This window comes from Pacificibacter marinus, assembly GCF_900109555.1.
Lineage (GTDB): Bacteria > Pseudomonadota > Alphaproteobacteria > Rhodobacterales > Rhodobacteraceae > Celeribacter > Celeribacter marinus_C.
Genome location: NZ_FNZV01000006.1, coordinates 20,061 through 44,581, shown reverse-complemented (window position 1 = coordinate 44,581; position 24,521 = coordinate 20,061). Strand labels below are relative to the sequence as shown.

Genomic DNA, 24,521 nt, shown 5'->3' with positions numbered 1-24,521 from the left:
CGCCCTTTTTATGAGTATTTGTGCCAAGAAATATCTAGTGTGCCTCGGCCCAGTTGTTTCCAATCCCCGCATCCACTTCGATGGGTACATCTAGTTTCACGGCGGGCTCAGATGCGTTTTCCATGACGTCTTTAACGATCTCGATGACCATATCACAGGCGTCGTCATTGACCTCAAAAATCAATTCATCATGCACTTGCAGTAGCATTTTCGCGGTGACATCTTGCGGCAAATCGGCAAGTGCAGCGGGCATACGGATCATGGCGCGACGAATGATGTCAGCCGCTGTGCCCTGTATAGGAGCATTGATTGCAGCACGTTTGGCAAAGCCAGCTTGCGGGCCTTTTGCGGCAATTTCCGGTGTGTGAATTTTGCGACCAAACAGCGTTTGCACATATTTGTGCTCTTTGGCAAACGCGACCGTTTCATCCATGTATTCTTTAATGCCGGGGAACCGTTCGAAATAACGATCAATAAAACCTTGGGCTTCTTTGCGCGGAATACGCAAGTTGCGTGCCAAACCAAAGCCTGAAATGCCGTAAATAACACCAAAGTTGATCGCTTTTGCTTGCCGGCGGATCATCGGGTCCATGCCTTCCATTGGCACGCCGAACATTTCTGATGCGGTCATAGCGTGAATGTCGTGACCATCGCGGAACGCTTGTTTCAGGCTGTCGATTTTCGCCACATGAGCTAAGATACGCAGTTCAATCTGGCTGTAATCAAGCGAGATCAATTTTTTGCCTGCATCCGCTACAAAAGCCTCGCGAATGCGGCGACCTTCGTCAGTGCGGATCGGAATATTTTGTAAGTTTGGATCAGACGACGACATGCGGCCAGTCACTGCACCCGTTTGAATATAGGACGTGTGAACACGCCCTGTTTCTGGATTGATAAATGTCTGCAGCGCATCTGTATAGGTCGATTTCAGTTTGGAAAGCTGCCGCCAATCCATCACGCGTGCGGGCAATTCATGGCCCTCAGACGCAAGGTCTTCGAGCACATCAACACCTGTAGCATAGGCGCCTGTTTTGCCTTTTTTGCCACCGGGCAATTCCATTTTATCAAACAAAATTTCGCCAAGTTGTTTGGGGGACCCCACGTTGAACGGTTGGCCCGCAAGTTCTTGGATTTCGGCCTCAAGGCCTGCCATTTTCTGTGCGAATGTATTGGACATCCGCGACAGCACATCGCGATCAACTTTGATGCCGTTGCGTTCCATTTGAACCAACACGGGTGACAAAGGACGTTCCAAGGTTTCGTAGACTGTGGTGACTTGTTCAACATGCAGTTTGGGTTTGAAAATTTGCCACAAACGTAAAGTGACATCTGCATCTTCTGCGGCGTATTTGATTGCCTTGCCCAGCTCAACTTTATCGAAGGTGATCATGGATTTACCACTGCCCAACAGTTCTTTCGTTGGGATCGGCGTGTGGTCCAAATAGCGCGTCGATAGGGCATCCATGCCGTGATTGTGGATGCCCGCGTGCAGCGCGTATGACATCAACATCGTGTCGTCATAGGGGGCGACAGTGACGCCATAACGCGCAAAAATCTTGGCGTCGTATTTCATGTTTTGACCGATTTTCACGATGCTCGGATCTTGCAGCATGGGCCGCAAGGTATCGATCACCAAATCCATCGGCAGTTGGCCTTCGACCAAGCTGTCGCCGCCAAATAGATCATCATCACCAGCTTTATGCGCGATGGGAATGTAACAGGCCTGACCAGCTTCAACGCACAGAGAAATGCCAACCAAATCGACCTGCATCGCGTCCAGACCTGTGGTCTCAGTGTCGACAGCCACATAGCCGCGCTCATAGATGGCATCGATCCAGCGTTCCAGCGCGCCGATGGTGTGCACGTGCTCATAGGCATCTAGGTCAAATGGTTTGGCGTCTGGCACGGCAGCTTGCTGCGCGATGCTAGCCCCACCGCCCCCCGCTGGTGCGTCAGGCAGGTTGGGCGCATCGATGCCAAAACGGTCAGATGCGCGTTTGAGCATGGTGCGAAATTCCATTTTGGCAAGGAACCCCACGAGGTCTTCTACGTTTGGAACTTGGACTTCAAGGCTGTCCAGCGTGAAATCCAGGTTCATGTCACAGTCAAGCTGGACCAAGTCGCGGGACACACGGATCAGTTCTTGGTTGTTGATCAGACTTTCGCGGCGTTTGGGTTGTTTGATCTCGCTTGCACGCGACAAAAGCGTTTCCAAATCACCGTATTCGTTGATCAGCAATGCGGCGGTTTTGATACCAATGCCCGGCGCGCCCGGCACGTTATCAGCGCTGTCACCTGCAAGGGCTTGCACATCAACCACGCGATTCGGCCCAACGCCGAACTTCTCTTCAACACCTTCAGAATCGATGCGCTTATTTTTCATCGGGTCGAGCATTTCCACGCCCCCGCCCACAAGTTGCATCATGTCTTTGTCTGACGTGATAATGGTCACGCGCGCCCCTGCGTCGCGCGCCTGGCATGACAGGGTTGCGATGATGTCATCAGCTTCGAACCCTTCGATTTCGATGCAGGATACATTGAATGCACGCGTTGCCTCGCGGGTCAGTGGAAACTGAGGGATCAAATCTTCTGGCGCGGGCGGGCGGTGTGCTTTGTATTGTGGGTAAATTTCGTTGCGAAATGTTTTGCCTGAATAGTCGAAAATCACGGCGACATGTGTGGCGGCATCGGCGCCATTGTTGTTTTCGATATAGCGAAACAGCATGTTCGAGAACCCAGAGACAGCGCCCACAGGCAGGCCATCAGATTTGCGCGTCAAAGGGGGCAGGGCGTGATAAGCTCGAAAAATAAAAGCGGAGCCGTCAATGAGGTGAAGGTGATGTCCCTTGCCGAATGTCATATGCGCGCCGCCTTTGTATAAATATGTCCCGCTTTGATAGCACGAAGAGGTGCCCCAACCGCAAGGCGTGATCGCGCAAAATCGCCCACCAAACATGCGAAAACAGCCGATGCAAGAACCGGCTGTTTGACATAGTTTTGAGTATTGAAATCGATACTGTGCCGGGGTGCCTAGATTTCATTTTCCAGCTTGGACGACGTATGCACAAATTTCTTGTCGCAATATCCACATTCAACGAATCCAGTGTCATGCGGGATCACCAACCAGACGCGGGGGTGGCCCAAGGCCCCTTCAGAGCCATCACAGGAAACTTTCCAAGTGGAAACGATTTCGGTTTCTGGGGCATTGTTCGTCATTTTGATCGCTCACTTTTGGTCTGGCGCAACCTGTACCTGTGATGCACAGGGGGTCCGCAGTTTGCCACTGTTGCCGAACGCGTTTGTTCAGCCTATGTCAGCAACCCATGATAGCGATCCGTCGGCTGCGAGCAAGGGGTTGCGAGATGATCTGCGTATGAATCCTACGCAAGAAGGAGAGACAATGACAAGCAATGCCATTGAGATCAAAGGCCTGCGTAAAGTCTATCGTGGTCAGGGCAAAGCCCCTGACAAAGAGGCGCTCAAAGGGATCGATTTGACGATTCCCAAAGGGTCCATCTTTGGGTTGCTTGGCCCCAACGGTGCGGGCAAATCGACGTTGATTAATATCCTAGCAGGGCTTGTTGTGAAAACTTCGGGGCAGGCCAAGATTTGGGGGTTTGACCAAGACGTCAACCCGCGTCAGTCGCGGGCCGCAATCGGTGTGATGCCGCAAGAGTTGAACCTTGATCCATTCTTTACACCGCGCGGCGCTTTAGAGGTGCAGGCGGGGTTATATGGTGTGCCTAAAAAAGACCGCCGGTCTGATGAAATCCTTGAACTGATTGGTTTGACTGACAAAGCTGAAGCCTATGCTCGTACGCTGTCTGGCGGGATGCGTCGACGGCTTTTGTTGGGCAAGGCACTGGTGCACAATCCGCAAATTTTGGTGCTGGATGAACCGACCGCTGGGGTGGATATCGAGTTGCGCCAGATGCTGTGGACCAATGTGCGTCGTATGAACAAAGAACATGGAACGACGATCATTTTGACCACGCATTACTTGGAAGAAGCGCAAGAAATGTGTGATGAAATCGCGATCATCAATCACGGCAATGTAGTTGCGCGCGATACGACGAAAAATTTGATCGGGGCGATGGATGCCAAAACTTTGCTGATCGAGCCCGAGGGCGTGGCCCCCGCAGAGTTTGAATTGCCGCAAGGTGTCACGTTGGACCGCAAGAGCGACGGCACGTTGGCGTTTTCGTATGCGCGTGGCAAGACGTCAGCGAATGTGATTTTGGATGCTGTGAAAGCGGCGGGGATCATTATCGGCGATGTGCGCACGGTAGACCCCGATCTTGAAGATGTCTTTGTTGAACTAACTTCGGGAAAATAAGCGCGACACTGATTTATGGCTTAAATAGCAAAAGCCCCGATCTGTGCGGTCGGGGCTTTTGTATGTTTAAATTCTTTAGATCAACCTGCTGTCAAAGGGCCACATGGCTCGCCGCCCAGAAGATGCACATGGAAGTGCGGCACTTCTTGGTGGCTGTCTGGACCGGAGTTGGTGATCAGTCGGTAACCATTCCCGCCGTGGGCTTGTGATGTGCCAGTTTGCTTGGCAATCAAGGCGACCGATTTGAAAAAATCAAGCTGTTCGGCGTCACTGGCTGAGGTAACAAAGTGATCATAGCAGCGAAACGCCCCTTTGGGGATCACAAGGATATGCACCTGTTTTTGCGGTGAAATATCTGGAAAAGCGATTGTATGTTCGCTTTCAAACACGGGGGTTGATGGGATTTCGCCACGTAAAATTTTAGCAAAGATATTTTGGTCGTCATAGGTGTAGGCCATGGGAAGTCCTTTGACTTAGTCGTGAAACAGGTGGTCGGCTTTTGCGATTTTCAACGCGTCTTCATCTGAAATTTGAAGGAACCTTGCAATGGCGTGCGCGTTTTCCTCTGGTGTATTTGATTGTGAAATACGTTCAATATTCTCAAATTTGGCATCGCGAATGGCGTCATGTTCGTGGGTGATATCAGCGCGGATCGTTGGCAGCAGACGCTCCATTGCATCTTGCGGAGTTTGATCCCCCGCCAATCCGACGCGTTTGGCATGTCCTTCCAAATAGCTGTCAGAAAATGCGCAGTCAATTTCCAGCAAGCGCGTGCTTGAGCGATCATTGTAAAAATCGCGAATGAGATCAAGCGCGTCTGAATCCAAGCAAACGACCATTCGGTTCGTTTCAAAGTAATCAAACAGCATCCGCACCCACGCTCGTCTATGGCGCGTGCGTTTTTCCAGACTTTTCTCAATGCCACCAAGGTCGGGCAGAGGTGTGTCTTCTTCGTTGAACAAATATTCGATACACGGGACATCGGTATGCTCTTTGATTTTAGCTACAAGCCGTTTGGCGACGTGCCACTTTTTGCATACGATCATTAAAAGTTCGCGATCGCGCCCGAGCGAGCTTTCTGTTTCCCAAAACCGCTGTGTAAAGCGTCGCCCTTCACGGCCGCGATCCGTTAGGAATTTGAACAAGGAGCGCCCTTCGCCAGATATTTGAAACTCAACACCTTTGGCCGCGAATAAATCGCCCAAACGTTTCTTTAACTCCGTGGCATCAGGCGAAATTTTTCGGGCAAACATAAAGTCTTGCGTGACCAGTAAGTCATAGTGGTCATTGTATAAAACGACAGGCATACCATAATCGGTGAACATTAAAAATGTCAGTGTACGTGCGTTAATTTCATTTTCAGGCACCAAATGGCGGACCAGAGTTTGAAAAAAAGTCTCATCAGGAATCCATGTGGTGCGAAAGAATTTCATCACATCTTTGCGGGAACGAGTGAAATCTAAAATCCACTCTATCGTGCGGCGTCGCAAACACCACCACTGCGATCCAATTTGGACTTGAATATCGGATGGCACGTCGCGCTTAAGCCCTAAACGCTGTTGAAGCCAAAGGTTTTTGTCGAACAGTTTTTTGTGCGTGCGCTCATTGAACCAGTGACGACACGTCAGCCTTTCTTCTTTGATGCCGGTTTTGATCCAATCAGACTCAAAAAAATCAAAACTTTCGATATAATCAACGTCTTGTTTATCTAAGAAATCATGTATGTATTCGGCACTTTTGATCGACATGCAGTCGCCTGACACCATGTAAAAATGAGTTGCACGTGGGAAAGCCTCCTCAGCCGCCTCAACCGCATACAATGATGCTTGCACCAACGACCACGCGCCCCATCCACACTTGATGCGTTTCTTTGCGAAGGTGACATTGGGGTTGTCTTTAAGACCTTGGCGCACTTGGTCAAAGGCCGCGCGGCCGCCCCGTGCGTCGAAGTGGATTGAAATGTAGTCACCTGTCGCGGTCAGACGACGGGCTTGGTCAACAATAGCTTCTGGGTCTTTGTGGCATAGAAGAATGAATGCAATTCGTGCCATTTTGGAAACCGTATCCTCATTATCGCAGTATTGTTTGCATATATTCGTAACCAGTTGTTGAATAAACAAGCCTAATTTGCTTTTAAAGCATAAAACGATGCTTGTGCGCAGTCTTGAGGAGAAGTGGGCAATATGGGCTTTCCAGGAACTTGGATGACCGAAAGCGAAAGCGTGGTGTACCGCGTTGTGCCTAAGTGTGCGTGCTCGACCATTGGTCAGATCATGTTTTACTCGGATCACGGTGAATTTTTTGACGGGGATATCCACGACAGCAAAGATCGTATGCACAAGTGGGCACAAGAACACAGTCAGCCTCTGATCGAAAAAAATGTACAGGCGCACAACTCTTATGCATTCACTTGTGTGCGCAATCCCTACACACGGGTTTTGTCGTCGTTCTTCGATAAAGTGTGTGGCATTCAACGCAATGGCAAACGCTATCGTGGTAATCTTGTGCCGCAACTCGTGCAAAAATACGGGATTGAAGTGGGCGGTGATGACGGCAAACAAGAGTTTGACCAAATCGCATCATTCCGTCGTTTTCTTTTGTTTGTGCGTGACACCATTCGGTGGCGTCGTCCTATGGACCCTGACATTCATTGGTCTGCGATGTCGGGCCATGTTTCGACGTTTATCGTTAATGGTGGGCGATACGATAAAATCTTCTACACAGAAACGTTCAACGATGGCATGCAAGATGTGCTCGATTCTATTGAGACACGGCACAAAGTCGATTTGGCCAACATCCCGCGTTTCAACGAATCCGAAGGACATGGGCCAAAGCGTCTTCACCCCGTTGAAGATTACTTTGATGATCTGTCCAAGCACTTGGTCTGGGAAATCTACAAACGTGATTTTCAATTGTTCAAATATGATTTTGAAAATCCGGGCAATAAGTTCCCGATCTCTGAAATCGACTTGGACGAGGTTCACGCTAAATTGGGCGATTGAGCGCAGTTTTCTTATTTTAAAAACGCGTCGCCTAACGGGCGGCGCGTTTTCGTTTAAGGGGATGTGAGCGCGAAAAACTGGCCTGATGACCAAACACCCAAGTAAGTTACGCCTGAAATCTCGTGTTCAACCGCCAAATCCACCAGCCTAAAAAAGCTTTTGCGATCAATTAGGGCTTCAAGTCCTGCACGGATTTCCACATAGGGCGCGGGTTCGCCCGAAGATCGTGTTGCCACACGCAAAGGATGGTCAGCATCCAATATGGCGCTATCGCCCATCGACGTGTGAAAGGTCAAAACTTGATCTTGTTCTTTGCCTGTCACATCAAAATCAATGGCTAAAAACGGCGCATCATCGACGGTGATCCCAATCTTTTCGACGGGGGTGACCAGAAAATACTGTGCGCCTTCTTTTTTCAAAACCGTGGAAAACAACCGTGCAAGACGCACGCGCCCAATGGGCGTTCCCAAATAAAACCACGTACCATCTTTGGCGATGCGGATGTCGAGATCCCCGCAAAAGGGCGGATTCCATTTGTCGACTGGCGGCAAACCACGGCCCTTTGCGGCGGTTATTGCGGATGCGATGCTATCTGCTGAGACACTCACGAGAAATTCACTCCAATATCTAGGCATTCCGCCTATTGTCTATTTATGCTTTCGCTCAGACCTGTTTCTAATAGTGCACAGATTAGTAGGATAGGTGAAGACATGTCGCAAAATGACCTTGTGTCCCAAATAGAAGATCTTGGCGCAAAATTGGCCAAAGCCAAGGCATCGGTCACCCGCGAATTCATTGGCCAAGAGCAAGTGGTCGATCTGGTGTTTTCAGCACTGCTTTGTGGAGGACACGCTCTTTTGGTTGGGCTTCCAGGGCTTGGGAAAACCAAACTTGTAGACACTCTATCAACAGTGATGGGTCTCAAAGGGGCGCGCGTGCAGTTCACACCGGATTTGATGCCTGCCGATATTTTAGGCTCTGAAGTGCTTGAAACTGCGACGGATGGCACGCGCGCATTTCGTTTTGTCAAAGGTCCAGTGTTTTGCCAGCTTTTGCTTGCCGATGAAATCAACCGTGCTTCGCCGCGCACACAGTCCGCTTTGCTGCAGGCGATGCAGGAAAAATCCGTCACAATCGCGGGCCAAGCCCATGATTTGGAACCGCCTTTTCATGTGCTTGCCACGCAAAACCCACTGGAGCAAGAGGGCACCTACCCACTGCCCGAGGCCCAGTTGGACCGCTTTTTGGTGCAAATTAACGTTGATTATCCTGACCGCGAAACCGAGCGCGCAATCCTTTTGGCCACCACTGGCAGTGATGAAATCATCGCGCATGAAGTGCTTAGCGCCGATGAACTGATCGCTGGGCAAGCATTGCTGCGCCAAATGCCTGTTGGGGAAAGTGTGCTTGAGATGATTCTTGATCTCGTGCGGTCTTGTCGGCCAGATACAGGTGATGCCGCTGATGCTGTGTCCAACTCTGTCGCTTGGGGGCCGGGACCGCGTGCGGCGCAAGCGTTGATGTTGACCGTGCGGGCGCGTGCTTTGTTGGATGGGCGTTTGTCGCCATCACCCGATGATGTTTTGGCACTGGCGCGTCCCGTCTTGATGCACCGCATGGCGCTGACATTCGCAGCCCGTGCGCGCGGGGATGATCTTGGGGCATTGATCGACGCTGCGGCACGTGTCGCTTTGCAAAACCGGAACGCTGCGTGAATAAGTCAAACGATCTTCGCACACGATCTGAGGCGCTCGCAGCCCCCATGCCCGCGCTTTTGGCCGAGGCTGATCATCTGGCGCAAACGCTAATGATGGGCGGGCATGGGCGCAGGCGGGCTGGCAATGGCAGCGAATTTTGGCAATACCGTCCCGCGCAAGCGGGTGATCCAGCACGCGCAATTGATTGGCGTAGGTCGGCGCAATCAGACGCTGTTTTTGTGCGCGAAAAAGAATGGCAAGCGGCACAATCCGTGTATTTTTGGTGTGACCAGTCCGCCTCTATGCAATTCACATCACTGAAAAACGGTACAGTAAAATCTGATCGTGGTGCGTTGCTTGCGCTTTCCTTGTCGATTGTGTTGATGCAAGGTGGCGAACGTGTGGCGCTGTGTCATCACGACACGCCCCCGCGCAACGGGCCGCAACAGCTTCGACGCATTGCTGAGGGCCTGTGTCTACCGCTTGACGCGGAACACAGTGCGCCAGATGTGTCACATTTTGTGCCTCACGCGCAGGCCGTGTTTTTATCTGATTTTTTGGGGCCGATTGAGCCCATAGAAGCAGCGCTTGAAGCCGCGGCAAACGCAGGTGTTCGCGGTGCACTGTGCCAAATTTTGGATCCTGCCGAAGAAGCATTTCCGTACAAAGGCCGCACTGTATTCACTTCGATGAATGGCCGCGTATCTCATGAAACGATGCGTGCTGATGATTTACAAACGCGCTACAAAACGCGTTTGAATGCGCGCAAGGCGACACTGCAAAACTTAGCGGCGCAGGCAGGGTGGCAATTCATCTGCCATCATACGGATACGCCAGCGCGCGTTCCGCTGCTTTGGTTGTATCAAGCGCTGGAGGGCGCACGTTGATGTGGACAATTGGCCCACTCGGGTTTGCAAATCCTTGGTTGTTGTGCGGGCTTTTGGTCTTGCCTTTGTTGTGGGTTTTACTGCGCGCAGTGCCGCCAGCGCCAAACTCTGTGCGCTTTTCTGGCGTGGCACTTTTGCTTGGATTGAATGATAAAGACAGCCAAGCGGCCCGCACGCCGTGGTGGCTTTTGTTGCTGCGTTTGGGGTTGGTATCTGCGCTTATCATGGCCTTCGCAGGGCCGATTTTGAACCCAAAACCACAAACACAAGACACCGGCCCTTTGATTGTATTGGTCGATGGCACTTGGGCTGATGCTCCTGTTTGGCCGACACAAATGGCACGCCTTGATGAGATTTTGGAACAGGCTGAGCGCGGGGATCGGCTTGTGGCCTTTGCTGTTTCCACGGATGTGCCCGCTGGAGGTCTGACGTTTGCCCCCGCGCGAGAATGGCGTGCGGGATTGGCTGGGCGTGTGCCTGCACCATTTGCCCCTGATGCTGATGCTTTGGCTGCGGCCATTGAGGCGCTTGATCGTAAAGCATCTACTCTTTGGCTGTCAGATGGCATTGCCTACACGGGCCGTGAAAAGGTGCTTGCTGCGTTGCAAAGCAAGGGTGCGGTTCAGGTGATCGAAACCCCGCAATCCGTTCTGGCGCTTGGCTCTGTCGAGCGTGACGAAAACGGGGTTTCTTTAGATGTTCATCAATTTGGCGTGACCGATGACAGGGACTTTAAAGTGCTGGCTATGGGGCCTGATCCTGCGGGCGTTGAGCGCGTTTTAGGACAAGCGCATGTTGTTTCGCAGGAAAGCATAACACCTGTTCATCTTGCGTTACGCCCTGAATTAATGAACCGTGTCACGCGCTTTCAGATTGAAAACATGCGCTCAGCTGCTGCGGTGCAATTGGTTGGGGACAATCTAAAACGCCCTGAAGTGGTTTTGATTTCAGGTGATAATGACAACGGCACATTGGATATTTTATCGCAACTTCATTATCTGCGCACAGCTTTTAGTGCCAGTTCAGACGTGATCGAAGGCGCATTTTCAGATGTTATTGCAGCCAATCCAGATGTGATTGTTCTGGCAGATGTCGCACAGCTTTCTGGTGGCGAAGAAACCGATTTGCTGGACTGGACGCGCAAAGGCGGCGTGCTGTTGCGGTTTTCCGGCCCGAAACTGGCGGCCTCAGATGTGTCGCGAGACGCTCTTGATCCGTTGATGCCCGTGCGTTTGCGCGCTGGGGGGCGCTCATTGGGCGGCGCGATGAGTTGGGGGGAACCCAAACAGTTGCAAGAGTTTTCGGAAAAATCACCGTTTTATGGTTTGGACATTCCCAAAGATGTCACGGTATCTTCACAGATTATGGCGCAACCTGACCCTGATCTATCTGCGCGTGTGATTGCAAGTTTGGCCGATGGCACGCCTTTGGTGACGCGCAAATCCGTGGGGCAGGGGCAAGTGGTTTTGTTCCATGTGACTGCCAACGCGCAGTGGTCGACCTTGCCATTATCTGGGTTGTTCTTGTCCATGTTGCAGCGTTTGACACAGGCGTCCAACATCACGTCATCTGAGACGGAAGAATTGACGGGGCAGGTTTTGTCCCCGATCCGCTTATTGGATGGGTTCGGGAACCTTTATGATGCAGGCTTGAAACCTTCGGTGTCGGGCGAAGTGTTTTCAACCGCGCGGACCTCATCCCGCACACCCGCAGGACTTTACCAATCCCCTTTGCGAACCTTTGCGTTGAATGTCATTCAAAAAGGCGATATTTTTCTGCCTGCACAGTGGCCGCAATCAGTGACCATTCTGACGTCCGAAGTGACATCTGAAACATCTTTAAAACCGTTTCTATTGATTGCGGCGCTCTTTGCGTTGGCGGTTGATATGCTCGCTACTTTGGCTCTGACTGGGCGCATGATAGGCATGGGACGTGCTGCGATTTTTGCGGGTACAGTCTGTCTGCCGCTGATTATGGCACCGCATCCCATCCATGCCCAACAGGTGTCCGATGCGTTTTTGCAGACCGCCAGTTCTGAATTGACGTTGGCCTATGTTGTGACAGGGGATGATGCAGTTGATACGACGTCGCGCCAAGGTCTTTTGGGTGTGTCCCAAGCCCTTGCTGCGCGGACCTCTGTTGAACCTGCAGCCCCGATCGGTGTGGATTTGGCAACAGACCCGCTTGGTGTGTTTCCTCTTATTTATTGGCCAATCACACAGGGTCAAACGGCCCTTTCCGCGCAAACCTATGACAAGCTTAATGCTTATATGCGCACGGGCGGGACGATCTTTTTTGACACGCGCGACGGAGATATTTCAGGGTTTGGGCGGGTGACGCCTATGGGCAGTAAATTGCGCTCCATTGCCGCGCAATTGGATGTCCCGCCCTTGGAACCTGTGCCGCAAGACCACGTACTCACCCGTTCTTTTTATTTGTTGCAAGAGTTCCCTGGCCGCTATGTCGGCGCTGATTTGTGGGTGCAAAAATCCGCCACTGAAACCGAATTTATTGAAGGCATGCCGTTTCGCTCGCTCAATGATAATGTCAGCCCTGTGATCATCGGTGCGAATGACTGGGCTTCGGCTTGGGCTGTGGCTGATGATGGTCGCGCCGTGCGCCCAGTGGGGGCTGGCTATGCAGGAGAACGCCAACGCGAGATGGCATATCGGTTTGGGATCAATTTGATCCTCTATGTGCTGACCGGCAGCTATAAATCGGATCAGATTCACGTGCCTGCATTGTTGGAAAGGCTAGGGGAATGATGGCCGACCTTACCTTTAGCCCCTTTGTGCCATGGCCGATTTTGGCTGTGTTTGCACTTGGGATTTTTTTCGTTTTGGCCTTTGCCGCTTGGCGTGGCTTCACAGGTTGGCCGCTACGCTTGCTTGCAGCTATGGGACTTTTGGCAGCCTTGGCCAACCCTGCTATCTTACGCGAAGAACGCACGTCTTTGACCGATATTGTCGTGTTGGTCATTGATGAAACAGCGTCGCAAACATTGTCTGATAGAGTTGCTCAAACAGATGCTGCGCAGGCGCGAATTACGGCCCAAGTCGCGCGGATGTCAAACACCGTTTTGCGTATCGTATCGCTAACGGATGGCACCGACAATCGCGGTTCTTTGATGATGACGCGGATTGCGGCAGTCTTAGCCGATGAGCCACGAGGCCGCTTGGCTGGCGTGATTGTTGTGTCCGACGGGCAGGTGCATGATGCGGGGCTTGATATCGATCTGCCAGCGCCATTGCATCTTTTGCTGACGGGGCAGCCCATTGATTGGGATCGTCGTCTGATTGTCGAAAATGCACCTGCTTTTGCGATCTTAGACGAAGAGATCACGCTCACTTTGAAAATCGAAGATCAGGGCCGCGTGCCTACAGGCTTGCCAGCAATGTCGCCTTTGATCGTGTCCATTGATGGTGGCGATGATATTGTTTTGGAAATGCCTGTTGGTCGCGCGGTGCAGGTGCCGCTTAAGCTGCCGCATGGTGGGATGAATACGCTGCAATTTTCGGTGCCGCTGACGGATGGCGAGCTGACTGAGCGCAATAACTCTGCCGTGGTCCAAATCAACGGTGTGCGTGATCGGTTACGGGTTTTGCTTGTGTCCGGCGAGCCGCATAATGGCGAACGCACATGGCGCAACCTGTTGAAATCTGACACTTCGGTTGATCTTGTGCACTTCACAATTTTACGCCCGCCAGAAAAGCAAGACGGCGTACCGGTGACGGAACTGTCCTTGATCCCTTTTCCGACGCAGCAGTTGTTTATGGATAAGATCGACGACTTTGATTTGATCATTTTTGATCGCTATAAGTTGCGTGGTATTTTGTACGCCAGTTACCTTGAAAACATTGTGCGGTATGTCGAAAAAGGCGGCGCGGTTTTGTTTTCTGCGGGGCCTGATTTTGCCTCAGCAAACAGTTTGAACAGGTCTGCTTTGTCGCGGGTTATCCCGACGCGTCCCTCGGGGCGTGTGTTTGAGCAAGGCTTCACGCCGCAGATTTCACAGCTAGGCCATCGGCACCCCGTGACCCAAGGTTTGGGCGGAGTAACAGACGGCGCGGTGCCCAATTGGGGGCGTTGGTTCCGTCATGTCGACCTTGATCCTGTCGCCACCTTTGGCAAGGTTATTATGACAGGCGTAGAGGGACGCCCGCTTTTGGTTTTGGATCGTGTGGGCAAGGGTCGTGTGGCCGTGCTTGGATCAGATCACGCATGGTTGTGGACCCGTGGCGTCGAAGGAGGCGGCCCGCAATTAGAACTTTTACGGCGGTTGGCTCATTGGATGATGAAAGAGCCAGAACTTGAGGAAGAGGCTTTATTGGCAACGGCCAATGGCGTTAAGATCAACGTGGTTCGTCGCAGTCTTAGCAATGATCCGCGTGCTGTGACCGTCGTGGCACCTGATGGAAGCGAGACCACAGCCGATATGCAGCAAACTGCGCCCGGAATTTTTGAGGCACAGGTGGTTGGCACACAGATGGGGCTGTATCGTTTGCGTCAAGATGACAAAACAGCTGTTGTGGTTTTTGGTCCTGCTGCGCCGCGTGAATTTGAACAAACTATCGCAACGCCTGCTTTGATGGCCGAGGCCATTGGCCAAACGCGTGGTGGGGTGATTGAAATTGCCTCGGGGTTGCCTGATTTGCGCCGTGTATCTGAAGGGCGCGCAGCTGCAGGGCGTGGCTGGATCGGTATTACGCCACGCGCGGCTTATACGACAGTGTCCACATCCAAACTGCCACTTGTGCCTGCTTGGGTATGGTTGTTGGTGCTGTCTGGCTGGATCATCTTTATGTGGCTGCGTGAAGGGCGCAAGTGAACAAGAAAGCGTGTCAGGTTTCGTCTTGTAAAAGCACTTCACGTGATGCTGATGCAAATTCGCGCCGCACCAAAATAAACACTGTCATCGTTGTGGTGATCAACAGGCCAATTGGCCCTAGAAACCAACCAAGTGCGCCTAAAGCAAAATAGATGCCGCGCAATCCCCGATTAAAGGCGCGGGCCGCTGCGATATTCAGTTCGCCTGCCTTTTTTGCACGTGGTAAAGTTTCAGCTGCGTCAATTTCATTGGGCACCGATGCCATTACTACGCCGCAATAGCCAAACAAACGATTTGCCCAGATGAATTTCAAAAACGCGCTCGTAATGAGAATAAGTGCCAGCAAAATTTTCATTTCCCAAATGATTTCAGGGACATCTATGGTCAGGTCTTGTGCGACGCCACGCAAGCGTTCGGTATTTGATATTGCAGCAAGCCCACCACCAATCGCAATCAAACAGGCCGATCCGAAAAAGGCGGTGCCTTGGCGCAGGGTGTCCAGCACTGCGGCATCAAAAATGCGCGGTTGGCGCGTGATCATTTGAACCATCCATTTACGCCGATAATCTGCCATGATCACAGATGTAGACACACGCGACTTTGGCGGGCTTTCGATAATATATCCAAGAACCATCCACGAGAGCAGTAAGTAGCTTACAGCGATCGCATCAAGTGAGGTGAAAAAGCGCAATTGATTCAGTAATTCCATAGGTTTGGATATACGCGTTGTGTTTAACTTGTCATACGAAAAAATTGGTTATAAAAACTTACCAATAATATGTAACACGGAGTCGCCTCATGGAAATGCCTATCCCAAATGCTGCCATTGTCTCGCGCAAGCCTGCACTGGTGGCCAAACTGCGGGCGGCCATAGGGGCACAAGGCGTTATCGATGCGCCTGAAGAAGTGAAAGCCTATGAGTGTGACGCACTTGCGGCCTATCGTTGCCCACCCTTGGTTGCGGTTTTGCCCAGCAGCACCCAAGAGGTGGCGCAGGTTTTGCGCATTTGCCATGAGATGGGCGTGCCAGTTGTGCCGCGCGGGGCAGGCACGTCGCTTGCTGGCGGGTCTTTGCCCACAGCAGATTCTGTGATTTTGGGCGTGGCACGGATGCGCGATGTTTTAGAGGTCGACTACCCAAACCGCACGATCAAAGTTCAAACTGGTATCACCAATCTGGCCGTGACAGGCGAAGTTGAAGGCGATGGATTTTTCTATGCGCCAGACCCGTCAAGCCAATTGGCTTGTGCTATTGCTGGCAACATCGCGATGAATTCAGGCGGTGCACATTGTTTGAAATACGGCGTGACGACCAACAATCTTTTGGGTGTTACCATGGTGCTGCCTGATGGAGAGATTGTCGAGATCGGGGGCGCGCATATGGATGCTAGCGGACTAGATTTACTTGGGGTGATTTGCGGGTCTGAGGGGCAGCTTGGTCTTGTGACAGAAGCCACTTTGCGGATTTTGCCCAAACCTGAAGGTGCGCGACCTGTGTTGATCGGGTTTGACAGCAACGAGGTTGCAGGGACTTGCGTGTCTGACATCATCAAATCGGGACTTATTCCCGTGGCGATTGAATTTATGGATCGTCCCTGTATTCGCGCAACAGAAGATTTCGCCAAAGCCGGATATCCCGATTGCGAAGCTTTGCTGATCATCGAAGTCGAAGGGTCTGAAGCCGAAATTGACGACCAATTGGCTCGCATTGTCAAAATTGCGAAACAACATAATCCTGTTGAAATCCGCGAAAGCACAAGTGCCGAGGAAAGCGCGCGCATTTGGCTTGGGCGCAAATCTGCCTTTGGCGCGATGGGGCAACTTGGCGATTATATGTGCCTAGATGGCACGATTCCTGTGGGTGAATTACCGTATGTGCTTAAACGCATTGCAGCCTTAGCAAGTGAATATGGATTGCGTGTGGGCAACGTGTTTCATGCAGGTGACGGCAACATGCATCCGTTGATTTTGTACAACGCCAACAAAGAGGGCGACCTTGAAAAATGCGAAGCGCTGGGCGCTGATATTTTGCGGCTGTGTGTCGATGTCGGGGGGTGTTTGACGGGGGAACATGGTGTGGGCATTGAAAAACGTGACCTGATGACACACCAGTATACGCTGGATGATTTAGAGGCACAGATGAACGTCAAAGATGTGTTCGACCCCGCATGGATTTTGAACCCAGCTAAAGTATTCCCGCTTGCCACGTCTGCGAGCCGGAGGGGGCAGCTATGAGTATTCTTGCTGTTTCAAATACTACGTTTGCTCAGCAGCAAGACCATCTTGCCGCGCAGATCCGCGCAGGAAACATCGTTGTTCCGCGTGGGCATGGGTCTAGTCAAATTGGCCTGGCCGCAGGGCAAGAGTTGAATGCCCCAGATGCGTTGTGGGACTTTGATCCCAGCGCGCTGACGCTGACTGTCTCTGCGGGCACGCCGCGCGATACAATTGAAACTCTTTTGCGTGACCAAGGTCAGTGTTTGGCGTTTGAGCCACCTCATATGCAAGGCTTGCTTGGGCAATCCAAGGTTGGCAATAACGCCGGTACAATTGGCGGTATGGTCGCTACAAATGCCTCAGGTCCACGCCGTGTCGCGGTTGGTGCTTGCCGCGATTTTTGTCTTGGTGTGGCTTATGTTGATGGGCTGGGACGCCTGATTAAAAATGGTGGGCGAGTGATGAAAAACGTCACAGGGCTTGATTTGGTCAAGCTTATGGCAGGCAGCCATGGCACGCTTGGGTTGATCACCGAAGTGAGTTTGAAAACCCAACCTATTCCCGAAATGACAGCCACTTTGACGATTGAAAACTTGAATGAAGTCGATGCCGTTACCGCAATGTCTGCAGCGTTGGGCACGCCGTTCAGTGTGACGGGGGCTGCCCATGTGCGCGCTGACAGGCACGGGGCATTTGCACGCACGTTGATCCGTATTGAAGGTTTTGAAAGCTCTGTCAGCTATCGCATTGAAGCGCTGCAAAACGCGCTTGAACGGTTTGGTCATAGCACCGTCGAATGGGATCAAACTGCCAACGCTGATATCTGGCGTGCCATTCGGGATGTCGATCGTTTCCACGCCATGACGGGGGATGTGTGGCGCGTCTCAGTCAAGCCATCGGATGCTCCCAAACTGGTTGAGGCCGTGCAGCCCCTTGATGTTATTTATGATTGGGGGGGCGGGCGATTGTGGCTTTTGACCCAGCCGAACACAGATGTGCGGGCACAAATGACCGCAGGACATGCCACGCTTGTACGGGCCAGTGATGCGACGAAACAGGCGCTGGGCGTATTTCATCCCGAGAATGCGCTGGTGGCAAAAATAAGCGCTGGGTTGCGGGAAAAATTCGATCCAATGCAAAAATTCAATCGCGGGATGATGAGCTGATGCAAACCAATTTCACCGACTTACAGCTCAAAGATTCGGCGACAGCGCGATCAAATGAAATCTTGCGCGCTTGTGTACATTGCGGGTTTTGTACTGCAACTTGTCCGACCTATGCGGTTTTGGGCGATGAATTAGACAGCCCACGTGGTCGGATTTATCTGATCAAAGACATGCTGGAAAATGATCGTCCAGCGGATGAGAAAACGGTCAAACACATTGATCGTTGCATGTCTTGCCTGTCGTGTATGACGACTTGCCCTTCGGGGGTTCACTATATGCACCTGATTGATCACGCGCGTGCTCATGTGGAAAAAACCTATAAACGCCCGTTGATGGATCGGTTGTTGCGCTGGACGCTGGCCAAAATCTTGCCGTATCCTGGGCGGTTTCGACTGGCATTGCTCGGTGCCAAAATAGGACGGCCTTTTCGTCATTTGATTCCCGATCCACGTTTGCGTGCAATGTTGGACATGGCCCCAAAAACCATTCCGCCAGTGTCTCGCAACGATGATCCGCAAGTGTTTAAAGCCCAAGGGACGCGCAAAATGCGGGTTGCTTTGATGACAGGTTGTGCACAAAAAGCGCTTGATACGAATATCAACGATGCAACCATTCGCTTGCTCGTGCGCCATGGGTGCGAGGTTGTTGTCGCCAAAGGTGCTGGTTGCTGTGGCGCGCTCACGCATCATATGGGTCGCGAGGCTGAAGCCCATGCATCGGCGGCCAATAATATTCGGGCTTGGATGGCTGAGGTCAACGTGGACGGGTTGGATGCCATTGTGATCAACACATCAGGGTGCGGCACGACGCTGAAAGACTATGGACATATGATGCGCGATACCGATTTGGCGCAGGACGCTCGCAAAATTGCGGGGCTCGCAAAAGACGTTTCAGAAGTATTGATGCAACTGGATTTGGCGCAGGGGACCCAAGATTTAACCGTGGCCTACCATGCAGCTTGTTCGCTGCAACATGGGCAACAGATTAAATCCGACCCAAAGACTCTGCTTAAGCGCGTTGGTTTCACCGTGGTTGAACCGCGTGACAGTCATTTGTGTTGCGGATCTGCGGGCACATACAATCTTTTACAGCCTGAAATTTCGCGAAAACTGAAACAGCGTAAAGTTCAATCCTTAGAAGCAAAAACACCAGATGTGGTGGCTGCAGGTAATATTGGCTGCATCATGCAGATAGGATCGGGTACTCAACTTCCGATTGTCCATACTGTTGAACTGCTGGATTGGGCAACGGGGGGAAAAAAGCCGTCCAAATTGTGCACGAATCTGACATAATAGTGCCTTGATGTGTCATTAATCATCAATCTAGACACGGACTTGGGGACGTATATGAAACATCTACTGACCATCCTTTTCTTGACTTGCTTCGCTGGTCAGGTTCACGCGGATAGCCAGCTTAAGACATTTAGGACAGGGGACGACAGCCGCGGGTGGGAAGCGGTTGGTCGTTTGGATTTTGGAGGTCGGAGCTTTTGCACCGGTTCTTTGATTTCGCCTTCACTGGTTTTGACAGCGGCACATTGTTTATATGACATCGACACCAAGAAACGTCACAAAACGGATGCGATTCAATTTCGTGCGGGATGGCGTGATGGGCATGCCCAAGCTTACCGCAACGTGTCACGTTATTTTGTGCATCCAGATTTCGTTTTGGACAATGGAAACCGCCATGATCGGCTGACAAATGACATTGCTTTGATCGAGCTCGATAGGCCTGTCAAAGACGGAACGGTTTTGCCATTCCCTACTTCACATCGCCCTGAAAAGGGGCAAGCCGTTGGTGTGGTGTCTTATGCTCATGATCGTGCCAATAGCCCGTCACTGCAAGAAATATGCCATGTTTTGGCGCGCCAAGGCGGTGTTTTGGTGACGTCTTGTGATGTTGATTATGGATCTTCTGGTGCCCCTATTTTTTCAATGACCAGTGGACGTCCTAAAATTGTATCGGTGATTTCGGCAAAAGCAAATTTCCGTGGCCAAAAAGTATCTGTGGGCACATCGCTTGATGGACCGCTCGATCAATTGTTGGCGATGGCCAAAAATGGACGCAAATTTTTCAAAAAGGTTGAGGTAGATTCCGTTTTTGAAGACTTGAATGATGTGCAAAGTGTGGTTGGGACAATCGCAGACTAGACACTTGAAAGCGTAATCCTCCATCCCCAAATCTAATGTGTCGGGCGCTGCTAAGCAGGTTCGACACCCGCCTGTCCCCGATGGGAAGGCATAGATTTGGATCGCTCACTGGAGGATACCCATGCGAAATTTTGACCTTACACCACTACACCGTGCCACTGTTGGCTTTGACCAAATCACTGATCTGATGGATCGGGTGATACGGCAAGATGTCAGCCAACCCAGCTATCCCCCTTTTAATATCGAGAAAACCGACGAAGATGCTTGGCGTATTTCGCTGGCTGTCGCGGGGTTTTCAACCGATGATATCGTGATTGAACAGCGTGAGAATGCGTTGATCATTGCTGCGCGCAAGCCCAATGATGACGGCAGTGAAACAGACAAAACCTATTTGCATCGCGGGATCGCAACACGCGCGTTTGAGCGTCGTTTCCATCTTGCCGATCATGTAAAGGTGACTGAGGCAAGCCATGAAAACGGTATGCTGCATGTCGATTTACTGCGCGAAGTGCCTGAGGCGCTGAAACCACGACGGATTGAAATTGCCTCTAAAAAAGCGGTTGAAACGCAGGCCATCGAAACGATCGATGTCTAAAAAATCTGACCCATTTTGAATGAAAAACGCCCGGAGAATTCTCCGGGCGTTTTTTGTTTTAAGGGCTGTAAAAGCCAGATTACATCTTGCCGATGGACCAAAAGAATGTCTCGCCAGAGCTGTCATCTACGCCGTCATTGTCGGTGGATACGAACATTTCACCTGCAGCATCGATAGCAAGGCCTTCGACTTTATCAACAACATACCCGCCGAAAGATTTGAGGTCGGGAACCAAGTCACGGACCTCTTCTTTGGACACAACAGGCAGATCACCACCAAGAGGTGCAGGCACCATATCTGCCGCTGGGATACGGTATATTTTTTTGATGATCGCATTTGATCCGATTTGGTTGTCGCGCTCTACGACATAGAAATAATCACCTGATGCAACGATTTCAGACAATCCAACCCAACCGTTTTCTGGCTCGGCTTTTTCATAGCGCACGGCACCCCATTCTTGGGTTTCGATGTTGTAAGATACAAGTTTCACTGTGTTCTTCGGATCATCTTTCCATTCGCGTTGAACGGGCATCCAAAGCGTGTCGCCAACTTTAGTGATACCTTCAAACCCAAAACGTTTTTCAACGGCAAGCAATTCTGCAGGCAAAGCGATCTCTGTTTCGATCTCGCCTTTGGCGTTCACGTTGTACAGCGCGTGTGGGATCACACGGTCTGTGCGACCTTCGGAAGCAATCCAAAATCCGCCTTTTCCGTCAAGCGTGATGCCTTCCATGTCCAGCTTTTGGGCAATGTGACCGCCACGTGTGACGCGCAAAGCATCGGTGATTTTCGCAGGAGTTTGCGTCGCATCGATGGTAAAGATCGTTGGTTGGTAACCATAAAAGCTGTCGTTCACGGCGTAGAGTTTTCCGGCCACGTCAGCATCGCCAACCATGCCGGAAATTGCACCCCAGCCGATCAATTCATCTGCACCCGCAGAGGTTAGTGTTGGGTATTGTGCTGGCGCATCGCTGCGTTCAAACACCATGACATGGGCACGCACGCCGCCGTCTTCGATCAAATCAGCTTCGTTGGCTGACACCAGCAGATTGCGAGCAGGCAACGCAACAAAGCCTTCTGGCGCGATACCTGAAGGCAGGACCTGTTCCAGCACTGGCGCAGCTGGATTGGACACGTTGTAGACACCCACAAGTGATGCCCGTTCTGCGCCAACAAACACATAAGGTATGCCGTCAAAGACGCCCGTTTCGATTGATTCTGGCTCTGCGCCTTTGGCATCGGAACGTTTGTCAGGGTAGTGACCTGCTTGGATCACAGCATGTTCAAATGTGTTGCCCGCTTCATATGTGACGGACCCATCTTTGTTCATGATCGTCCAGCCGCGTGAGCCGCCGTCCATGTCGCCTTCGTTGGCGATGGCAAAGTGATCTGCATCAATCCATTTGACCGCATCAGGTTCGCGTTTGCGATCTGTTTGACTGCCTGTAAATGTCAGGGCCGCACGTTCATCAATGGTATCGATTTCGGTCAAGTCTACGGTACCCGCAGAGAAATCATTCAAAATCTCGCCGTTTTTGGACACGATGACGATGTGGTTATTTTCCTGCATAGTCATAACCGTTTCGCCGTTTTCGTTGATATCGACGAATTCGGGTTCTGGATCTTCAGGAGAGATTTCGGCCAAACCTGTCACATCGACGGTTTTGGTCGTGGCACAATCTAGCGCGCCGTCTGTGACGGAAACCATCACAAGAAAGCCTGCTGGCATCTGACCTGTGCGGCCATCGCCCAAGTCTTCGTCACGCTCGTTTTCGATGGCAACGGACAAGAACGACCCGTCTTTGGCAATCGCAATACTGTCAGGCTGGCCACCAAGGGGGCAGCTGGAAACAATGGATTTGGTGTTCATATCAATTACGACCAGATCACCAGAGGTGTTGATGTAATCTGCGGATGTGTTCACGCCGATAAAAGCCAAGTGCCCAGCAACCGCAACTGAGGTCGGTTCACCATCCAAAGCGATATTCCCCAAAGGCTGTGGGTTTTTGGCATCTGTAATGTCCACAAGGCCGACAGATTTCAAAGGGCTATCCGTGTAGATCAACGTCATGCCGTCAGCTGACGCTGCGATGATTTCTGCGGATGTCTCGCGCGCCGTGTCTTCGCCAGCGGCCATGTTGGTCACGGTTTCGAAGGATGCGATGCGGTTGAATGTCATGTCAGCCTGCGCCGCGCCTGCGATGAGCGCGAGGCTGGAGGCTGCAAATAGCAAATTCGATTTCATTTGAGGATCCCCTTGTCCAAAATATGGGTGGGGTGTGCGCTTAAATGTTAACAGGAGCGCAAAGTTTTTGTTTCAGATTTGTGAATTGAAAATTATGTCAGCATAGTTGACATAAAAGTGTAAATGATGCACTCCTGTCCCAATTCAAGGGAGAGGCACATGGCCCATAGTGATCTTTTTGCACAACGCACCAAAGCAATGAAAGCATCGGAAATCCGAGAGCTTCTTAAGCTATTGGATCAGCCTGATATCATTTCTTTTGCGGGCGGTATTCCCGATCCTGCGCATTTCCCACGCGATGCCTTTGCCAAAGCGATGAGCCTTGCGCTGGATGAGACATCAGCGGGGACATCGCTGCAATATGCGGCGTCAGAGGGTTACGGTCCGCTGCGCACATGGATTGCAGACTATATGCAAACGCTGGGTGTGACCTGCGATATAGATAACATCATCATTACGGCAGGGTCACAGCAAGCGCTTGATTACTTGGGGAAACTCTATCTTGATAAAGACGACACCGCGTTGGTCGAGTGGCCGACATATTTAGGCGCTTTGGGGGCATTCAACGCCTATGAGCCGCGCTTTGATCGGTTGAACGCTGGTGAAAATCGAACGCCTGATGAAATTCAAAATGCGGCGCGTGCCGCAGGTGGATGTGTGAAGTTTTCATATCTGTCACCTGATTTTGCCAATCCCACAGGGAAAACTTTAAGCCGCACTGAACGTTTGGCGGTTTTGGCGCAGGCAGATGCTTTGGATTGTGCTGTGATTGAAGACGGCGCATATCAGGCTTTGCGCTATGCTGGCGATGATGTGCCCTCACTTCTTGCATTAGAATTTGCGCAAAAAGGCACTCTTGAGGCGTGCCGCACGATCTATTGTGGTTCGTTTTCCAAAACTTTGGCGCCCGGTTTGCGGGTGGGCTGGGTTGTTGCGGCGAAACCTGTGATTGCTCAGATGGTCTTGCTGAAACAAGCTGCCGACTTGCAAACCGCGACGATCAATCAGATTGCGGTCAATCATGTGGCACGCTCTGTATTCGCGTCTCATGTTGAAACCCTTCGGGGCGTTTATGGTGCGCGACTTGCGGCCATGCTCGCGGCTTTGGACAAACACATGCCTGATGGCGTGACATGGACAAAACCCCAAGGGGGCATGTTCGTTTGGGTGACTTTGCCTAAATCAGTCGATGGGCGTGATCTGCTGGAAAAAGCGTTGGACGCGCGGGTGGCCTTTGTGCCGGGCTCTGCGTTTTATGCAGATGGGGCGACGACAAACACGATACGCTTGAACTTTTCTATGTCTGACGAGGCAAAGATCGACTTAGGTATTGCGCGATTGGCAGAGGTCATGCGCAAAGCGTTCCTGCAATAGGGTGTGAAATGGCGGGTTTGAAAT

At 51.6% G+C, this 24,521-nt stretch carries 19 protein-coding genes; 12 read left to right on the top strand and 7 right to left on the bottom strand.

Annotated features, from left to right (window positions below; translation table 11 throughout):
• Window positions 1-34: 34 nt before the first annotated feature.
• Together polA and BM025_RS09050 are read right to left on the bottom strand one after the other, a co-directional pair.
• On the bottom strand, window positions 35-2,860 hold the full coding sequence (polA, locus tag BM025_RS09055) for a DNA polymerase I (protein WP_085848443.1): 2,826 nt from the start codon (window positions 2,858-2,860) through the stop codon (window positions 35-37).
• Between the two features lie 170 nt (window positions 2,861-3,030).
• Entirely contained in the window at window positions 3,031-3,216 is a 186-nt protein-coding gene (locus tag BM025_RS09050) for a zinc-finger domain-containing protein (RefSeq protein ID WP_085848381.1), read from the bottom strand.
• 184 nt (window positions 3,217-3,400) lie between these two features.
• On the opposite strand from BM025_RS09050, the gene BM025_RS09045 reads away from it, so the two are divergent.
• Window positions 3,401-4,336 (top strand): ABC transporter ATP-binding protein, encoded by a 936-nt coding sequence (locus BM025_RS09045; RefSeq protein WP_085848382.1) that lies wholly within the window; start codon window positions 3,401-3,403, stop codon window positions 4,334-4,336.
• Window positions 4,337-4,416: 80 nt separating this feature from the next.
• Here the strand turns inward: BM025_RS09045 and BM025_RS09040 are convergent, their stop codons facing one another.
• Together BM025_RS09040 and BM025_RS09035 are read right to left on the bottom strand one after the other, a co-directional pair.
• Window positions 4,417-4,794, bottom strand: coding sequence for an HIT domain-containing protein (locus BM025_RS09040; RefSeq protein WP_085848383.1), 378 nt, complete (start codon window positions 4,792-4,794; stop codon window positions 4,417-4,419).
• A gap of 15 nt (window positions 4,795-4,809) precedes the next feature.
• The gene (locus BM025_RS09035) at window positions 4,810-6,387 is read right to left on the bottom strand and encodes a DUF5928 domain-containing protein (protein ID WP_085848384.1); all 1,578 of its coding nucleotides are present in this window, start codon (window positions 6,385-6,387) and stop codon (window positions 4,810-4,812) included.
• A gap of 132 nt (window positions 6,388-6,519) precedes the next feature.
• Here BM025_RS09035 and BM025_RS09030 point away from each other — a divergent pair, with 132 nt between their 5' ends.
• Window positions 6,520-7,338, top strand: coding sequence for a sulfotransferase family protein (locus BM025_RS09030; protein WP_085848385.1), 819 nt, complete (start codon window positions 6,520-6,522; stop codon window positions 7,336-7,338).
• Window positions 7,339-7,391: 53 nt separating this feature from the next.
• On the opposite strand, the gene BM025_RS09025 is transcribed toward BM025_RS09030, so the two are convergent.
• A complete protein-coding gene (locus BM025_RS09025) occupies window positions 7,392-7,973 on the bottom strand; it encodes a DUF1285 domain-containing protein (RefSeq protein WP_085848386.1) in 582 nt (193 codons plus the stop codon).
• A gap of 75 nt (window positions 7,974-8,048) precedes the next feature.
• Between BM025_RS09025 and BM025_RS09020 the strand changes: the two genes are divergently transcribed.
• Genes BM025_RS09020 through BM025_RS09005 form a run of 4 tightly spaced genes read left to right on the top strand, consistent with a single transcriptional unit; the run spans window position 8,049 to window position 14,750 of the window.
• Complete coding sequence (locus BM025_RS09020) at window positions 8,049-9,053, top strand: AAA family ATPase (protein WP_085848387.1); 1,005 nt, start codon at window positions 8,049-8,051, stop codon at window positions 9,051-9,053.
• Entirely contained in the window at window positions 9,050-9,922 is an 873-nt protein-coding gene (locus BM025_RS09015) for a DUF58 domain-containing protein (RefSeq protein WP_370738056.1), read from the top strand. The genes BM025_RS09020 and BM025_RS09015 overlap by 4 nt, the downstream gene beginning before the upstream one ends.
• A complete protein-coding gene (locus BM025_RS09010) occupies window positions 9,922-12,687 on the top strand; it encodes a DUF4159 domain-containing protein (RefSeq protein ID WP_085848388.1) in 2,766 nt (921 codons plus the stop codon). Before BM025_RS09015 ends, BM025_RS09010 begins: the two co-directional genes overlap by 1 nt.
• Window positions 12,684-14,750, top strand: a complete 2,067-nt coding sequence (locus BM025_RS09005; RefSeq protein WP_085848389.1) for a hypothetical protein — start codon at window positions 12,684-12,686, stop codon at window positions 14,748-14,750. The genes BM025_RS09010 and BM025_RS09005 overlap by 4 nt, the downstream gene beginning before the upstream one ends.
• A 13-nt stretch (window positions 14,751-14,763) precedes the next feature.
• Here the strand turns inward: BM025_RS09005 and BM025_RS09000 are convergent, their stop codons facing one another.
• Window positions 14,764-15,459 carry a DUF599 domain-containing protein gene (locus BM025_RS09000; RefSeq protein WP_085848390.1) on the bottom strand — a complete coding sequence of 232 codons (696 nt, stop codon included), beginning with the start codon at window positions 15,457-15,459 and terminating at the stop codon, window positions 14,764-14,766.
• A gap of 89 nt (window positions 15,460-15,548) precedes the next feature.
• On the opposite strand from BM025_RS09000, the gene BM025_RS08995 reads away from it, so the two are divergent.
• From BM025_RS08995 to BM025_RS08975, 5 genes are all read left to right on the top strand, one after another.
• Window positions 15,549-16,985 (top strand): FAD-linked oxidase C-terminal domain-containing protein, encoded by a 1,437-nt coding sequence (locus BM025_RS08995; RefSeq protein ID WP_085848391.1) that lies wholly within the window; start codon window positions 15,549-15,551, stop codon window positions 16,983-16,985.
• Window positions 16,982-18,133, top strand: a complete 1,152-nt coding sequence (locus BM025_RS08990; protein WP_085848392.1) for an FAD-binding protein — start codon at window positions 16,982-16,984, stop codon at window positions 18,131-18,133. Before BM025_RS08995 ends, BM025_RS08990 begins: the two co-directional genes overlap by 4 nt.
• On the top strand, window positions 18,133-19,425 hold the full coding sequence (glcF, locus tag BM025_RS08985) for a glycolate oxidase subunit GlcF (protein ID WP_085848393.1): 1,293 nt from the start codon (window positions 18,133-18,135) through the stop codon (window positions 19,423-19,425). The genes BM025_RS08990 and glcF overlap by 1 nt, the downstream gene beginning before the upstream one ends.
• 54 nt (window positions 19,426-19,479) lie before the next feature.
• A complete protein-coding gene (locus BM025_RS08980; protein WP_085848394.1) occupies window positions 19,480-20,283 on the top strand; it encodes a trypsin-like serine peptidase in 804 nt (267 codons plus the stop codon).
• 121 nt (window positions 20,284-20,404) lie between these two features.
• Window positions 20,405-20,878 carry an Hsp20 family protein gene (locus BM025_RS08975; protein ID WP_085848395.1) on the top strand — a complete coding sequence of 158 codons (474 nt, stop codon included), beginning with the start codon at window positions 20,405-20,407 and terminating at the stop codon, window positions 20,876-20,878.
• A gap of 79 nt (window positions 20,879-20,957) precedes the next feature.
• Here BM025_RS08975 and BM025_RS08970 read toward each other — a convergent pair whose 3' ends face one another.
• Window positions 20,958-23,123 carry an esterase-like activity of phytase family protein gene (locus BM025_RS08970; RefSeq protein WP_085848396.1) on the bottom strand — a complete coding sequence of 722 codons (2,166 nt, stop codon included), beginning with the start codon at window positions 23,121-23,123 and terminating at the stop codon, window positions 20,958-20,960.
• 159 nt (window positions 23,124-23,282) lie between these two features.
• On the opposite strand from BM025_RS08970, the gene BM025_RS08965 reads away from it, so the two are divergent.
• Window positions 23,283-24,497, top strand: coding sequence for an aminotransferase-like domain-containing protein (locus tag BM025_RS08965; protein WP_085848397.1), 1,215 nt, complete (start codon window positions 23,283-23,285; stop codon window positions 24,495-24,497).
• The last annotated feature ends 24 nt before the right edge of the window (window positions 24,498-24,521 follow it).

Coding starts and splice junctions, on each gene's coding strand:
- polA (WP_085848443.1), bottom strand. CDS start 2,860: ATGACATTCGGCAAGGGACATCACCTTCACCTCATTGACGGCTCCGCT.
- BM025_RS09050 (WP_085848381.1), bottom strand. CDS start 3,216: ATGACGAACAATGCCCCAGAAACCGAAATCGTTTCCACTTGGAAAGTT.
- BM025_RS09045 (WP_085848382.1), top strand. CDS start 3,401: ATGACAAGCAATGCCATTGAGATCAAAGGCCTGCGTAAAGTCTATCGT.
- BM025_RS09040 (WP_085848383.1), bottom strand. CDS start 4,794: ATGGCCTACACCTATGACGACCAAAATATCTTTGCTAAAATTTTACGT.
- BM025_RS09035 (WP_085848384.1), bottom strand. CDS start 6,387: ATGGCACGAATTGCATTCATTCTTCTATGCCACAAAGACCCAGAAGCT.
- BM025_RS09030 (WP_085848385.1), top strand. CDS start 6,520: ATGGGCTTTCCAGGAACTTGGATGACCGAAAGCGAAAGCGTGGTGTAC.
- BM025_RS09025 (WP_085848386.1), bottom strand. CDS start 7,973: ATGCCTAGATATTGGAGTGAATTTCTCGTGAGTGTCTCAGCAGATAGC.
- BM025_RS09020 (WP_085848387.1), top strand. CDS start 8,049: ATGTCGCAAAATGACCTTGTGTCCCAAATAGAAGATCTTGGCGCAAAA.
- BM025_RS09010 (WP_085848388.1), top strand. CDS start 9,922: ATGTGGACAATTGGCCCACTCGGGTTTGCAAATCCTTGGTTGTTGTGC.
- BM025_RS09005 (WP_085848389.1), top strand. CDS start 12,684: ATGATGGCCGACCTTACCTTTAGCCCCTTTGTGCCATGGCCGATTTTG.
- BM025_RS09000 (WP_085848390.1), bottom strand. CDS start 15,459: ATGGAATTACTGAATCAATTGCGCTTTTTCACCTCACTTGATGCGATC.
- BM025_RS08995 (WP_085848391.1), top strand. CDS start 15,549: ATGGAAATGCCTATCCCAAATGCTGCCATTGTCTCGCGCAAGCCTGCA.
- BM025_RS08990 (WP_085848392.1), top strand. CDS start 16,982: ATGAGTATTCTTGCTGTTTCAAATACTACGTTTGCTCAGCAGCAAGAC.
- glcF (WP_085848393.1), top strand. CDS start 18,133: ATGCAAACCAATTTCACCGACTTACAGCTCAAAGATTCGGCGACAGCG.
- BM025_RS08980 (WP_085848394.1), top strand. CDS start 19,480: ATGAAACATCTACTGACCATCCTTTTCTTGACTTGCTTCGCTGGTCAG.
- BM025_RS08975 (WP_085848395.1), top strand. CDS start 20,405: ATGCGAAATTTTGACCTTACACCACTACACCGTGCCACTGTTGGCTTT.
- BM025_RS08970 (WP_085848396.1), bottom strand. CDS start 23,123: ATGAAATCGAATTTGCTATTTGCAGCCTCCAGCCTCGCGCTCATCGCA.
- BM025_RS08965 (WP_085848397.1), top strand. CDS start 23,283: ATGGCCCATAGTGATCTTTTTGCACAACGCACCAAAGCAATGAAAGCA.